Source organism: Leisingera sp. ANG-S5 (assembly GCF_000813925.1).
Taxonomy (GTDB): domain Bacteria; phylum Pseudomonadota; class Alphaproteobacteria; order Rhodobacterales; family Rhodobacteraceae; genus Leisingera.
Genome location: NZ_JWLH01000005.1, coordinates 429,651 through 441,533, shown reverse-complemented (window position 1 = coordinate 441,533; position 11,883 = coordinate 429,651). Strand labels below are relative to the sequence as shown.

Annotated in this window: 13 protein-coding genes; 5 read left to right on the top strand and 8 right to left on the bottom strand. The window is 57.7% G+C overall.

Annotated elements, in window-relative coordinates:
* Positions 1-59 precede the first annotated feature (59 nt).
* Positions 60-1,313, bottom strand: a complete 1,254-nt coding sequence (locus RA25_RS10440) for a PP2C family protein-serine/threonine phosphatase (RefSeq protein WP_152612187.1) — start codon at positions 1,311-1,313, stop codon at positions 60-62.
* A gap of 186 nt (positions 1,314-1,499) precedes the next feature.
* On the opposite strand from RA25_RS10440, the gene RA25_RS10435 reads away from it, so the two are divergent.
* On the top strand, positions 1,500-1,823 hold the full coding sequence (locus RA25_RS10435) for an Hpt domain-containing protein (RefSeq protein ID WP_019295292.1): 324 nt from the start codon (positions 1,500-1,502) through the stop codon (positions 1,821-1,823).
* 11 nt (positions 1,824-1,834) lie between these two features.
* On the opposite strand, the gene ilvA is transcribed toward RA25_RS10435, so the two are convergent.
* The 3 genes from ilvA to RA25_RS23095 form a co-directional block, all read right to left on the bottom strand.
* On the bottom strand, positions 1,835-3,061 hold the full coding sequence (gene ilvA, locus RA25_RS10430; RefSeq protein WP_039172065.1) for a threonine ammonia-lyase IlvA: 1,227 nt from the start codon (positions 3,059-3,061) through the stop codon (positions 1,835-1,837).
* A 72-nt stretch (positions 3,062-3,133) separates the two neighbouring features.
* Positions 3,134-3,577, bottom strand: coding sequence for a hypothetical protein (locus RA25_RS10425; RefSeq protein WP_039172063.1), 444 nt, complete (start codon positions 3,575-3,577; stop codon positions 3,134-3,136).
* Positions 3,578-3,616: 39 nt separating this feature from the next.
* Positions 3,617-3,898, bottom strand: coding sequence for a hypothetical protein (locus tag RA25_RS23095; protein ID WP_206539685.1), 282 nt, complete (start codon positions 3,896-3,898; stop codon positions 3,617-3,619).
* A gap of 137 nt (positions 3,899-4,035) precedes the next feature.
* Here RA25_RS23095 and RA25_RS10415 point away from each other — a divergent pair, with 137 nt between their 5' ends.
* The 3 genes from RA25_RS10415 to RA25_RS10405 all read left to right on the top strand — a co-directional run bounded on the left by RA25_RS10415 (position 4,036) and on the right by RA25_RS10405 (position 6,087).
* The gene (locus tag RA25_RS10415) at positions 4,036-5,262 is read left to right on the top strand and encodes an argininosuccinate synthase (RefSeq protein ID WP_019295295.1); all 1,227 of its coding nucleotides are present in this window, start codon (positions 4,036-4,038) and stop codon (positions 5,260-5,262) included.
* A complete protein-coding gene (locus RA25_RS10410; RefSeq protein ID WP_039172058.1) occupies positions 5,259-5,723 on the top strand; it encodes a DUF1810 domain-containing protein in 465 nt (154 codons plus the stop codon). The genes RA25_RS10415 and RA25_RS10410 overlap by 4 nt, the downstream gene beginning before the upstream one ends.
* Positions 5,724-5,802: 79 nt before the next feature.
* Positions 5,803-6,087, top strand: a complete 285-nt coding sequence (locus RA25_RS10405) for an SCP2 sterol-binding domain-containing protein (RefSeq protein ID WP_019295297.1) — start codon at positions 5,803-5,805, stop codon at positions 6,085-6,087.
* Positions 6,088-6,155: 68 nt separating this feature from the next.
* Here RA25_RS10405 and RA25_RS10400 read toward each other — a convergent pair whose 3' ends face one another.
* Complete coding sequence (locus RA25_RS10400) at positions 6,156-6,869, bottom strand: sulfotransferase-like domain-containing protein (protein ID WP_039172056.1); 714 nt, start codon at positions 6,867-6,869, stop codon at positions 6,156-6,158.
* Entirely contained in the window at positions 6,869-7,777 is a 909-nt protein-coding gene (locus RA25_RS10395) for a D-amino acid aminotransferase (protein ID WP_039172053.1), read from the bottom strand. Before RA25_RS10395 ends, RA25_RS10400 begins: the two co-directional genes overlap by 1 nt.
* Positions 7,778-7,926: 149 nt before the next feature.
* Between RA25_RS10395 and msrA the strand changes: the two genes are divergently transcribed.
* A complete protein-coding gene (gene msrA / locus RA25_RS10390) occupies positions 7,927-8,592 on the top strand; it encodes a peptide-methionine (S)-S-oxide reductase MsrA (RefSeq protein ID WP_019295300.1) in 666 nt (221 codons plus the stop codon).
* A 17-nt stretch (positions 8,593-8,609) separates the two neighbouring features.
* Here msrA and RA25_RS10385 read toward each other — a convergent pair whose 3' ends face one another.
* Entirely contained in the window at positions 8,610-9,482 is an 873-nt protein-coding gene (locus RA25_RS10385) for a ribokinase (RefSeq protein WP_039172051.1), read from the bottom strand.
* 6 nt (positions 9,483-9,488) lie between these two features.
* Positions 9,489-11,744, bottom strand: a complete 2,256-nt coding sequence (locus RA25_RS10380) for an NADP-dependent malic enzyme (RefSeq protein WP_039172048.1) — start codon at positions 11,742-11,744, stop codon at positions 9,489-9,491.
* Positions 11,745-11,883: the final 139 nt, after the last annotated feature.

Below are 11,883 nucleotides of genomic sequence, written 5' to 3'. Positions count from 1 at the left end.
TGCAAAACGCAAACAATCCCGGCAAAGGCCAGGACACATCGGACAGGATAAAAGCTTGTTTAGGGGCCTTGGTATTCGAACAGGGTGGCGGAAACGTCATCCTCCAGCCCATGCTCCTTGCTCATCATCTGGGTCAAGTGCCAGTAAAGATCGTCAAGGAACTCCTTGCCGTTCTGCTGCGGTCCGCATTTCTGAACCAAGTCGAGCAAGCCTTCAGGCTCCAGCATTGACCCGTTCTCCAGCCGTGCTTCGGTAAACCCGTCAGAAAACAGCAGCAGGCGATCGCCCCGCTCCATTGTGAACTCTTCCTGGCTGTAGCCGATGTCCGGGACCAAGCCTACTGGGACACCGCCTTTGCCGATGAACTCCAGCTCGCCGTTCTTTCGCAATAACAGCGGATGCGGGTGGCCTGCCTGCACCATCTTGACGACACCACTGCGCAGATCCGCAATGCAATAGGCCATGGTGAAATACTCTTCGATCCCCGTATCAGCAATCAACCGGGCATTCAGCAGGCTGGCAACTTCCTCTGGCTGGCGCAATGCGTAGAAGCGATTGAACCGTTTCTCCATCCCTACGTTCTGGTCGAAGTAGTTTGACGACAGGTAACCACCCAACCGCGCCGTCATCATTGCAGAGGTGATGCCATGGCCGGACACGTCAATAGAATAGAAGCCGATTCGGTTCACACCGGGGGAAAACATCCCAACCAGGTCCCCGCCAATATGTCCGCATGGCTTTAACAGCAGGCTGACTGTGGAAGAGCCGAAATCCTTGGACAATTCCGGCACCAGTGATTCCTGGATTTTACGAGCCTGGATCAAGTCCTTGTCGATTGCGTCGTACACCCGCTGCAGCTCACCCAGGGTCTCTGACACGATACGGTTCTTCTCATACAGTTCCCGTTGCATCCGCAAAATGCGCTCACCCGCTGAAATCCTAGCCCGCAGCTCATCAGAGCTGACAGGTTTAGTCAGGAAGTCATCAGCGCCAGCATCAAGGCCCTCGGCCACCTCGTTTTTTTCGCTCTTTGAGGTCAGCAGGATAAAATAAGCGTAGTCCTCAGTGGCGCGCGCGCGGAACGCGCGGCAGAACTCCAGCCCGTTCATGCCGGGCATCATCCAATCGCTGAGAATCAGGTCGGGGGGGTCCGCTTGGCAAATTTCCATTGCTGCCTCGCCGCTGTCAGCCTCGACAACTTCAAATCCCCACTTCTTGAGAGAGGCCACAAGAATGCGTCTTTGCAGGCGGCTGTCGTCCACAACCAGCACACGGCGTATTGATCCGGCCACTGTCTGGTCCTCGTCGTCCATCGAACTTTCTGGCAGCACCGAAGGCACCTCACAAATGGCAAAATCAGAAGATCTTGTGATACTATCGGTCCAGAGATTTAACAGGCGGTGAAGCCTAAAATTTGAGCTTCCTCCTTTATTTCACCATATTTTTACTGCAATCAACTTAAGAAGTGCACTCAGCGAAAGATCGTAAGGACGTATCACATGATTGACTGGCCACGCGTGACCGAGCTGCGTGAAGAAGTCGGCGCCGAGGACTTCGGTGAAGTTGTTGAAATCTTTCTGGAAGAAGTCGAAGAAGTAATCGGCAAGCTGGAAGGCGGCGACCGCGGCCAGCTTGAGCAGGACCTGCACTTCCTGAAAGGCAGCGCACTCAACCTTGGATTTGATGAGTTTTCTTCCATGTGCCTGGACGGCGAGCGGCGCTCTGCGCAAGGCGGAGCGGACGGAGTCGATGTCCCGGCCATCATTGCGAACTTCCAAGCTTCCAAGTCCGTGTTTCTGACCGGCCTTTCGGAGAAGTTCTGACTCCGGCGCCGTCAGATCACGAACTGCGCGAGTGTCTCATCCTGGGTGATATCCGTGAAAGTCATCCCGGCAGCATCCAGGCGCGCAAACAACTGCTCAAAATTCTCCGGCCGTTTTGTTTCGATCCCGATCAGAACAGAACCGAAATTGCGGGCTGACTTCTTCATATATTCAAAGCGGGCAATGTCGTCTTCCGGGCCCAGAATCCCGAGGAATTCCTTCAACGCGCCGGGCCGCTGCGGCAGCCGCAGAATGAAGTATTTCTTCACTCCAGAATAGCGCTGCGCACGTTCCTTGACCTCGGGCAGCCGCTCAAAATCAAAATTTCCGCCGGATGTAACGCAAACAACGGTTTTGCCCCGAATCCATGAGCGCACATCTTGCAGAGCCTCAACTGACAGCGCACCGGCAGGCTCCAGAACGATTCCTTCTACATTCAGCATCTCGATGATAGTGGCGCAGATCCTGTCTTCGGAAATTGCCAGCACATCAGGCAAAGGCACGTCCTTCAAAATATCATAAGGCAGTTCGCCGATCCGTCCTACCGCGGCGCCATCGACAAAGGTATCGACCGTGTCCAGCGGCACCGGCTTTCCCGCCGCCAAGGCAGCGCGCAGGCAAGCGCCACCGTCAGGTTCAACAAACAGGCTGTGGACCTCTTCGCCAAACCACGAAGAAACGCCCGCCGACATGCCACCGCCTCCGACTGGCAGCAATACATGATCCGGTGCCTTACCCAGTTGCTCTTCGATCTCCACCGCAATGGAGGCCTGACCTTCGATCACATCGGCGTCGTCAAACGGCGACAGGAAATGCCCGCCCTCCTGGGCGCACCATTCCTGTGCGGCAGCCAGGCACACATCGAAGTAGTCGCCGACCAGATGGATTTCGATATTGTCGCCACCGAACATCCGGGTCTTCTGGATCTTTTGCTGCGGCGTGGTGACGGGCATGAAGATCACCCCGCGCTTACCCATGTGGCGGCACATGAAGGCCACCCCCTGCGCATGGTTACCAGCAGAGGCACAGACAAACAGCTCCTGGTCCGGCTGCTTGCGCATCGCGTTCATCGCACCGCGGATCTTGTAGGATCGGACCGGGCTCAGATCCTCGCGCTTGAGGTAGATGTCGGCGCCAAACCGTTCGGAAAGATGCACATTGCGCTGCAGCGGCGTTGCGGGAAACACATCGCGCATCGCCTGTTCAGCGACGCGGGCCTGGATCTTGAAATCGCTCATGTATTCTTCAGTGGCGTATGCCCGCCACTAAGGCAAGAGGCGCGTGCGAAGCATACATAAGAATACCGGGGTTTAGATGGGGCGGCCTTCTACGTAATGACCGTAAAGTGTTGTTAGAATGCTGATATTCACCAGTGCAAGAGCGGCAGATACGACAAGTGCGGATACTAAATTCAGAATCGGTAATTCTGACAGGGAGTCCACAACAAACTGACCAGCAAATTGAGCGGCGACAAGAATGGCTGCCAGCCCCAAAAGATCCCCAAAGGCATTTTTGGTCGAGCGCCAAGCGTCGCCAACCTCAAATTTGGCGCCCAGCGCCGCTGCCGGCAAAAGCACTGAAAGCCTAAGAACCAAGTACGTGAGTAAGATTGCCAGAGGTAAGTCAATCAGCTCCATCACGGCTGGCACAGCGAAACTTAGGACAGACGTTGTTAGCATAACAATCAAGAGCAGCGGAATCATCATACAGATGAGTACGAGGACGATCTGTATCGACCTACCGAAGTAGGCCATTATCCTGTCTCCCTGTACTCGCGGTACCCAGCTTTCTGGTTACTCTTCAAGCAAAACAAATCGGTGCCAGGCAACCACACTCCAAATTCCAATAAAAAGGGTTACAAACACAACTAAAAGCGGGAGCCCGTTTTGGGTGGCACTCTCCGGTAAGACCGATACCGTGCCCGACTGCAGGAAATCCGGTAACCCGGACAGTTCGAGAAACGCCGAAAAGATCACCACAATCAGAAGTACTGGTACAAGAAACACCTTAAGCAAGTCCCCAAAGTTACGTACAAGCATTCCTACGGAATGACTGAACAACGCCCAAGGTTTCATAAAAATCCGCTCCGGTTTGAAAATCGCGTCAGGCGCGGACCTTAGTTGCAGCAGGCCTAGTGTGAAACCCCGGAAAACCTTGCCCTTGCGGCCAAAACCCGCTACGCCGCAGGCGTTCTGACCTGAGAGGGAATTCCATGTCCGCGCCCAAGAAAGTTGTGCTCGCCTATTCCGGCGGCCTCGACACCTCGATCATCCTGAAATGGCTGCAGACCGAATACGGCTGCGAAGTTGTCACCTTCACCGCCGACCTCGGCCAGGGTGAGGAACTGGAGCCCGCCCGCAAGAAAGCGGAAATGCTGGGCATCAAGCCGGAAAACATCTTCATCGAAGATGTGCGCGAGGAATTCGTCCGCGACTTCGTCTTCCCGATGTTCCGCGCCAATGCGGTTTACGAGGGTCTATACCTGCTGGGCACCTCCATTGCGCGCCCGCTGATCTCCAAGCGCCTGGTTGAGATCGCCGAAGCCACTGGTGCAGATGCCGTTGCCCACGGCGCCACCGGCAAAGGCAACGACCAGGTCCGTTTCGAACTGGCGGCCTATGCGCTGAACCCGGACATCAAAGTGATCGCACCCTGGCGTGAATGGGACCTGTCCTCGCGCACCAAACTGCTGGAGTTTGCCGAGGCGCACCAGATCCCGATCGCCAAGGACAAGCGTGGTGAGGCTCCCTTCTCCGTCGACGCCAACCTGCTGCACACCTCGTCTGAGGGTAAAGTGCTGGAGGATCCGGCGGAAATGGCGCCCGATTACGTCTACCAGCGCACTGTTCACCCCGAAGAGGCGCCGGACACCCCGGAATTCATCGAGATCACCTTTGAAAAGGGTGACCCGGTTGCCATCAATGGCGAAGCAATGAGCCCGGCAACCATCCTGACCGCGCTAAATGAGTACGGCCGCAAGCACGGCATCGGCCGCCTTGACCTGGTCGAAGGACGGTTCGTCGGCATGAAGTCCCGCGGCATCTACGAAACCCCGGGCGGCACCATCATGCTGGAAGCCCACCGCGGTATCGAATCCATCACCATGGACCGCGGCGCGATGCACCTTAAGGACCAGCTGATGCCGCAGTACGCAGAGCTGATCTACAATGGCTTCTGGTACAGCCCCGAGCGCGAAATGCTGCAAGCAGCCATCGACGCCAGCCAGAAACATGTCTCCGGCACCGTGCGCGTGAAGCTCTACAAAGGTTCGGTGAACACCGTCGGCCGCTGGTCCGAAAACTCGCTCTACTCCGAGGCGCATGTGACCTTTGAGGAAGACGCCGGCGCCTATGACCAGAAAGACGCCGCAGGCTTCATCCAGCTGAACGCGCTGCGTCTCAAACTGCTGGCCGCCCGCGAGCGCCGGATCAAAAAGTGAGCGAATACGACGACATAGACGGCGAATTCGAGGACGATTTCGCGGAAGAGCTGGATATGTTCGTCGAAGCTCAGGACACCGTATGGGCGGATGTCCTGAGTGAACTCTCTGCAGGACAGAAGACGAGCCACTGGATGTGGTTCGTCTTTCCCCAGCTTGCCGAACTTGGCCGCTCCCACTTGGCCCAGCTCTACGGGATCGAAGATCAGGCTGAAGCCACGGCCTATTTGAACCATGAGATACTGCGCGCGCGCCTGGTCGAGGTCAGCCAACTGATGCTGTCTCATCAGGACAAGGATGCCGAGCAGATCCTCGGTGGAATTGATGCCAAGAAACTGCGCTCCTCAATGACGCTGTTTGCCGCGGTCCCCGGCGCACCGGTGGAATTCCAGCAGGTTCTGGATGCTTTCTACGGCGGCCAGCCCTGCCCGCTGACCAAGGCCGCACTTGCCGCGGCGTAATCCTTCCGCCTCTCCCGCGGTCAATCTTGCCCGGATTTATCCCTCTGCCTAACCCTCTCGCTAAGCGAGGGAGAAGAAGATGGCATTGGACGATATTGCGGCAGGAATCCGGGACGGTCTGGCCGGGAAGAGTTTCGACGGGTCGCTGAAGTTCGATTGCGGACCGGACGGTGTGATTGTCCTGTCGGAGGGAAGCGCCGGCACAGACGACCGTGAAACAGATTGCACGCTGCGGCTGTCGGCTGAAAACCTGAAAAAGCTGCTGAACGGAAACCTCAATCCGATGACCGCTGTCATGATGGGCAAGATCAAGGTTTCCGGAGATATTGGCGTTGCCATGAAACTGAGCAAGCTGATCAGCTGATCAGCTTTGCTGGCCGCAAGTTTCCCGGGCTGCGCGCCGCAGGGGCGCCGGGCACCCCTCTCGGCAAGTCAGATCTTTGCAGCCTTCATTTGTTCATAGTAGGGTATCGCCGCCTGCAGGACCGGCTGCAATACCTCCGGCACCTCCGGCAAAGGGCCTTCAGGGCCGGCGAATCCGGTGGAAGTCCAGACAGCGCCGTACCAATGCGCCGCCCAGACACCGTCATCCCTGTGGCCGCCTTTGGGCCAGCTCAGCATCTTTGGTGAATAGGGCATCCCGATCATCTCACACAGTTGTTCCAGCTTGGCGGCCGGATCCTCGCGGATGTCATGGCTGTCCACCACAACCGGCACCTGCCCCCAGCTTCGCACCAAATCAAACAGCTCCGCCTGCTGGCGAAAGCCGATGTCTTCCAGAACCGGGTTTTCCCTCTTTGCGGCATATGAGGCGATCACCCGTGCCGGGTGGCGGATCAGGAAGACGTTGGTGACCTCCCGCATCCATTCCCTCGGAACCCCAGGAATCATGTGCTGCGTCATGTGCTTCTGGTAGTAAAACGGCTTGGCCGCCGGCACCGCTCCCAGCAATGCCTGCGCCACGGTTTCAGGGTCCTGCGGCTGGCTTTCCAGAATTTCCGCACGCATAGGGTGATCGAGTCCGGTCATCGCCAGATAGGCTGCATAAAACGGCTCATCCACCACGGCGCAGTCGCCGCGGTTGCCAAAGGCATACATCATCGCCGTCGACAGGTTCCTTGGCCCGGACCACATGGCAATCCGCATCAGGCGCACTCCTTCTCGATCAGCGCCTTGTAAAGGCCGCGAATACGTTCAGTCATCGGTCCCATCTGGCCGCTGCCGATTTGCCTGCCATCTATGCTGCCGACCGGGGTTTGGGCACCAAAAGTCCCTGTGAGAAAGGCCTCGTCTGCGCCATAAGTATCCACCAAAGAGTAGTTCCGCTCGTAGACCGGAATGCTGTTTGCACGGCAGAGATCAATCACCTTTTGCCGGGTGATGCCGTTCATGCAGTAGTCACCAGTGGAAGTCCAAACCTCCCCCTTGCGCACGATGAAGAAGTTGCACGCGTTGGTGGTGTTCACAAAGCCATTCACATCCAGCATCAGCGCCTCATCCGCGCCGGCCTTCTCTGCCGCGATACAGGCGAGGATGCAGTTCAGCTTGGAGTGGGAGTTGAGCTTGGGATCCTGGGTCATCGGCAGCCCGCGGAGATGCGGCACCGTCGCCAGTTTGATCGGGCGCGGAAGATTGGGGCGGGAGTGCTCCATGATAATGGCCATCGTCGGCCCCTGGCGCGACAGTGAAGGATGCTGGAACGGCCGGGTTTTCACGCCGCGCGTCACCATCAGCCGGGCGTGAGCATTGGTCGTCATTCCATTGGCTTTTTGAGTCTCCAACACAGCATTTTTGACACCATTTCGGTCCAGGCCAATGTCCAGATCAATGGCCTTGGCCGCCTCGAACAGCCGGTCCAAATGCTCATCCATGAAGGCCCAGGTGCCGTTATACAGGCGCAACCCTTCCCACACGCCGTCACCCAGCATGAAACCGCTGTCATATACACTGACCTTGGCGTCGGCCTTGGGCACAATTTCACCGTTCAGATAAATCAGGATCTCTTCGTTGCGCTGATCTTCTTCGGCCTGGTGGGTGCTCATCTTTTCGGTCATGGGGTCCTCCTTGGCCGGCACGTTATTGATACTGGATCCGGAATCCAAACGATAACGTGCTGTCACCAGTCCGTGAAATCCTGACTTGCCGGGTTGAGAGAACCCACTGCAGCCGGCAGTCTGGCCCCAAGCAATTCAAGGAGTCGGGAATGCGAGTTCTGGAGAAGATTAAACCCCTGGTTCTGAGCGGTCTGATTGCTGCCGGGTTCGCCGCGCATGGTATTCCGGTTCAAGCGCAGTCCACAGAAACTCTGACCGTTGCTGGCGGCTGCTTCTGGTGCGTGGAAAGCGATTTCGAAAGCGTGCCGGGTGTGGTTGAAGCAATATCCGGCTATACTGGTGGCACTACGGTAAGCCCCACCTATAAAGATGTCACCAAAGGCGGCACCGGCCACTATGAGGCAGTGCAAATCGTCTTCGATCCCGCAAAAGTCTCTCGCGGGCACCTAATAAACTTGTTCTTCCGCTCAGTAGACCCCACCGACCCTGGAGGCCAGTTCTGCGACCGTGGCGACAGCTACCGCACCGCAGTATTTGTTTCTAACGGCGAAGAAAGGTCCCTAGCCGAACAAACAAAGGCACAGGCTCAGCAGGCGTTGGGGCAGAAGATTGTGACCCCAATACTCTCATCCAAGACCTTTTTTCAGGCTGAAGATTACCATCAGGACTACTACAAGGGCGACAGTCTGGTATTCACCCGGTTTGGTCCCAAGCGTCAGGCGGAGGCTTACAAACGCTACCGCCAGGCCTGCGGTCGCGACGCAAGAGTAATCCAGCTGTGGGGTGATACTGCGCCCTTTGCCAAAGGGCATTGAGCCGGAGCCGTCCGGTTTCAGAACCGGGCGGCTTGTAGTTCCGCCAAGGTAGGGATGACATCAGCCGTACCGTGCCGTGTGACCATAAGAGCCCCCGCGCGGCTGGCTTGCGCCATTGCCTCTGCCACTGTCAGCCCCAGATCCAGACCAGACAGAACGTAGCCGGTAAAGGTATCGCCGGCGCCGGTTGTATCAACCGGCGTGACCGGCAAGGCTGGCACGTCACTGACAGCGCCCGTCTCCCCGTTAATATGCCGCGCACCCTTGGCACCCAGGGTAATGATCACATCCGTGATGCCCAACGCCCCAGGTTCCTTTCCCGTGGCTTGCTGAAGCTGCTGCGCTTCGACCTCATTCAAAATCAGGAAATCCAAGTATGGAAGGACCGACTGCACAGCGTCTGCATCAAACGGAGCGGCAGCGTAGCAGACGCGCAACCCTTTGAGGCGGCCCAGCTGCGCCGCCTCTGCCTGCATGCTGGTTTCGTTCTGCATGACAAGAATGTCACCAGACTTCGCCATGGACAGAGCCTTCTCTACCTGCTTTAGACTCAGCGCCCGGTTGGCACCGGGGAACAGGATGATCTGGTTTTCTCCCTCAGGTTCCACCGCAATGATGGCATGCCCGGTTGGAGTGTCCGTCTGGACAATGTGGCCGATGCCGACCCCATACTCCTTAAGACGCTCCACCGCCCATTCACCGTCAGGCCCCACAGCACCGATATGGTACACGTCACTGCCGGCGCGAGTGGCAGCAACAGACATGTTGGCACCTTTACCGCCAAGGAAACGGTCAAGGCCGCGGGCGGCAAGGGTTTCCCCCGCCGCCGGCAGATGCGGCATGCTATAAACCATGTCCGCATTGATAGAGCCGAGATTCCAGATCGCCATGTCAGATCACCCGATATTGCAGGCCGCCAGCACCGCCATGTTCAGAATGTCATTGGTCGTGGAGGTGGTCGAGCAGATCTGGATCGGCTTGTCGATACCGGACAGAATCGGACCGATCACGGTGGCACCGCCCATCTCCTGCATCAGCTTGACCGAGATCGAAGCCGAGTGTCGGGCCGGAACGATCAGGATATTGGCAGGACCGGTCAGGCGCTGGAACGGGTAATACCGCTGCGCGCGCTCATTCAATGCCACGTCCACGGTCATCTCGCCTTCATACTCGAAATCCACCCCGCGCTGGTCCAGAACAGTCGGCGCGACATGCATCTTTTCAGCACGCTCCGAAACCGGATAGCCGAAGGTGGAAAAGCTGACAAAGGCCACCCGCGGTTCAAGCCCCATGTGACGGGCAACCACGGCGGCGCGCTCTGCGATGTTGGCCAGGTGGTTTTCATCCGGCCATTCGTGCACCAGCGTGTCGCCGATCAGCACGATCCGGCCCTTGTGCAGCAGCGCGGTCACACCAGCCACACCGTGGTCGGCATCGGCATCAAACACATGGTTGATCCGGTCCAGAACATGCGCCGACTTGCGAGTTGCGCCGGTAACCAGGCCATCACCATGCCCGTGCGCCAGCATCAAGCTGGAGAACACATGCCGGTCGCGGCCAACCAGGCGGTGGATATCCTTACGGTCAAACCCTTTGCGTTGCAGGCGGTTATACAGGAAATCCTTGTATGCCTCGAAATGCGGCGTGTTGGCAGCGTTGATAATCTCCAGTTCACGCACCGCATCGCCAAGTCCGGCTTTTTCCAGCTTGACGCGCACGTCTTCCTGGCGGCCCACAACCAACGATTTACCGAAACCGGAGCGCTGGTACATAACCGCGGCCCGCAGCGCCCGGGGATCGTCACCCTCAGCAAAGATCATTCGCGACTGGGCGGAGCGCGCACGGGCGTTCAGGCCGCGCAGGATCGACGCTGTCGGGTCCATGCGAGATTTCAGGCCAACCTCATAGGCATCCATGTCCACGATGGGGCGCCGCGCCGCGCCGGTATCCATACCTGCCTTGGCCACAGCCGGCGGAATCCGGTGGATCAGCCGCGGATCAAACGGAGTCGGAATGATGTAATCGCGGCCAAAGGTCAACGACTTGCCATAGGCCAGCGCCACCTCGTCCGGCACATCCTCACGCGCCAGCGCCGCAAGCGCATGGGCGCAGGCAATCTTCATCTCATCATTGATGGCGCGGGCATGAATATCCAGTGCGCCGCGGAACAGATACGGGAAGCCAAGAACGTTGTTGACCTGGTTCGGGTAATCCGACCGGCCAGTGGCAACGATGGCATCCACCCGCACTTCATGCGCCTCTTCCGGTGTAATCTCCGGATCCGGGTTTGCCATGGCGAAAATCACCGGGTTGTCGGCCATGGAGGCCACCATCTCCTGGGTCACCGCGCCTTTGACCGAAACGCCAAGGAACACATCGGCTCCGCGCATGGCTTCTTCCAGGGTACGCAGATCGGTGCTGATCGCATGCGCCGACTTCCACTGGTTCATCCCCTCGGTGCGGCCCTGGTAAATGACCCCCTTGGTGTCGCAGACGATGCAATTCTCATGCCGTGCACCCATTGCCTTCAGCAGTTCGATACAGGCAATACCCGCCGCGCCGGCGCCATTGAGGACGATCTTCACATCCTCGATCTTCTTGCCCGACAGATGCAGCGCGTTGATCAGACCCGCTGCGCAGATCACCGCGGTGCCATGCTGGTCGTCGTGGAACACCGGAATGTCCATCTCTTCCTTGAGCTTCTGCTCAATGATGAAACATTCGGGTGCCTTGATATCTTCCAGATTGATGCCGCCAAACGTCGGGCCCATCAGCTTGACCGCTTCGATGAACTTGTTCGGGTCCTCGGTGTCCAGCTCGATGTCGATTGAGTTGACGTCAGCGAACCGTTTGAACAGGACGGATTTGCCTTCCATCACCGGCTTGGAGCCCAGTGCGCCGAGGTTGCCCAGACCCAAAACAGCCGTGCCGTTGGAGATCACCGCAACCAGGTTACCTTTGTTGGTATAATCATAGGCTGTCTCTGGATTTTCGGCGATCGCTTCACAAGGCACCGCTACGCCCGGAGAGTAAGCCAGCGACAGATCCCGCTGTGTGGTCATCGGGACGGTGGCATTGATCTCCCACTTACCCGGAGACGGCTCCAGGTGGAACGCCAGGGCTTCTTCATCGGTGATCTTGTTCTTGGGCATTTAATTACGTGTCCTCTCCTCGTCGCGGACCGTCTTAGCCCAGCCCACGGCGCCCCTCAATCCGCGGTTTCAAGAATCTGTATCGCCAGATTTTAGAAAAAAGCGGCTAAAAGACGATAGATTCCGTCAGGTTTTCGCC

Excerpts from the sequence above, each read along its gene's own strand:
- RA25_RS10385 (WP_039172051.1), bottom strand. The coding sequence starts at position 9,482 with ATGGCGATCTGGAATCTCGGCTCTATCAATGCGGACATGGTTTATAGC.
- ilvA (WP_039172065.1), bottom strand. The coding sequence starts at position 3,061 with ATGAGCGATTTCAAGATCCAGGCCCGCGTCGCTGAACAGGCGATGCGC.
- RA25_RS10380 (WP_039172048.1), bottom strand. The coding sequence starts at position 11,744 with ATGCCCAAGAACAAGATCACCGATGAAGAAGCCCTGGCGTTCCACCTG.
- RA25_RS10395 (WP_039172053.1), bottom strand. The coding sequence starts at position 7,777 with ATGACCGAAAAGATGAGCACCCACCAGGCCGAAGAAGATCAGCGCAAC.
- RA25_RS10400 (WP_039172056.1), bottom strand. The coding sequence starts at position 6,869 with ATGCGGATTGCCATGTGGTCCGGGCCAAGGAACCTGTCGACGGCGATG.
- RA25_RS23095 (WP_206539685.1), bottom strand. The coding sequence starts at position 3,898 with ATGAAACCTTGGGCGTTGTTCAGTCATTCCGTAGGAATGCTTGTACGT.
- RA25_RS10425 (WP_039172063.1), bottom strand. The coding sequence starts at position 3,577 with ATGGCCTACTTCGGTAGGTCGATACAGATCGTCCTCGTACTCATCTGT.
- RA25_RS10415 (WP_019295295.1), top strand. The coding sequence starts at position 4,036 with ATGTCCGCGCCCAAGAAAGTTGTGCTCGCCTATTCCGGCGGCCTCGAC.
- msrA (WP_019295300.1), top strand. The coding sequence starts at position 7,927 with ATGCGAGTTCTGGAGAAGATTAAACCCCTGGTTCTGAGCGGTCTGATT.
- RA25_RS10435 (WP_019295292.1), top strand. The coding sequence starts at position 1,500 with ATGATTGACTGGCCACGCGTGACCGAGCTGCGTGAAGAAGTCGGCGCC.
- RA25_RS10440 (WP_152612187.1), bottom strand. The coding sequence starts at position 1,313 with ATGGACGACGAGGACCAGACAGTGGCCGGATCAATACGCCGTGTGCTG.
- RA25_RS10405 (WP_019295297.1), top strand. The coding sequence starts at position 5,803 with ATGGCATTGGACGATATTGCGGCAGGAATCCGGGACGGTCTGGCCGGG.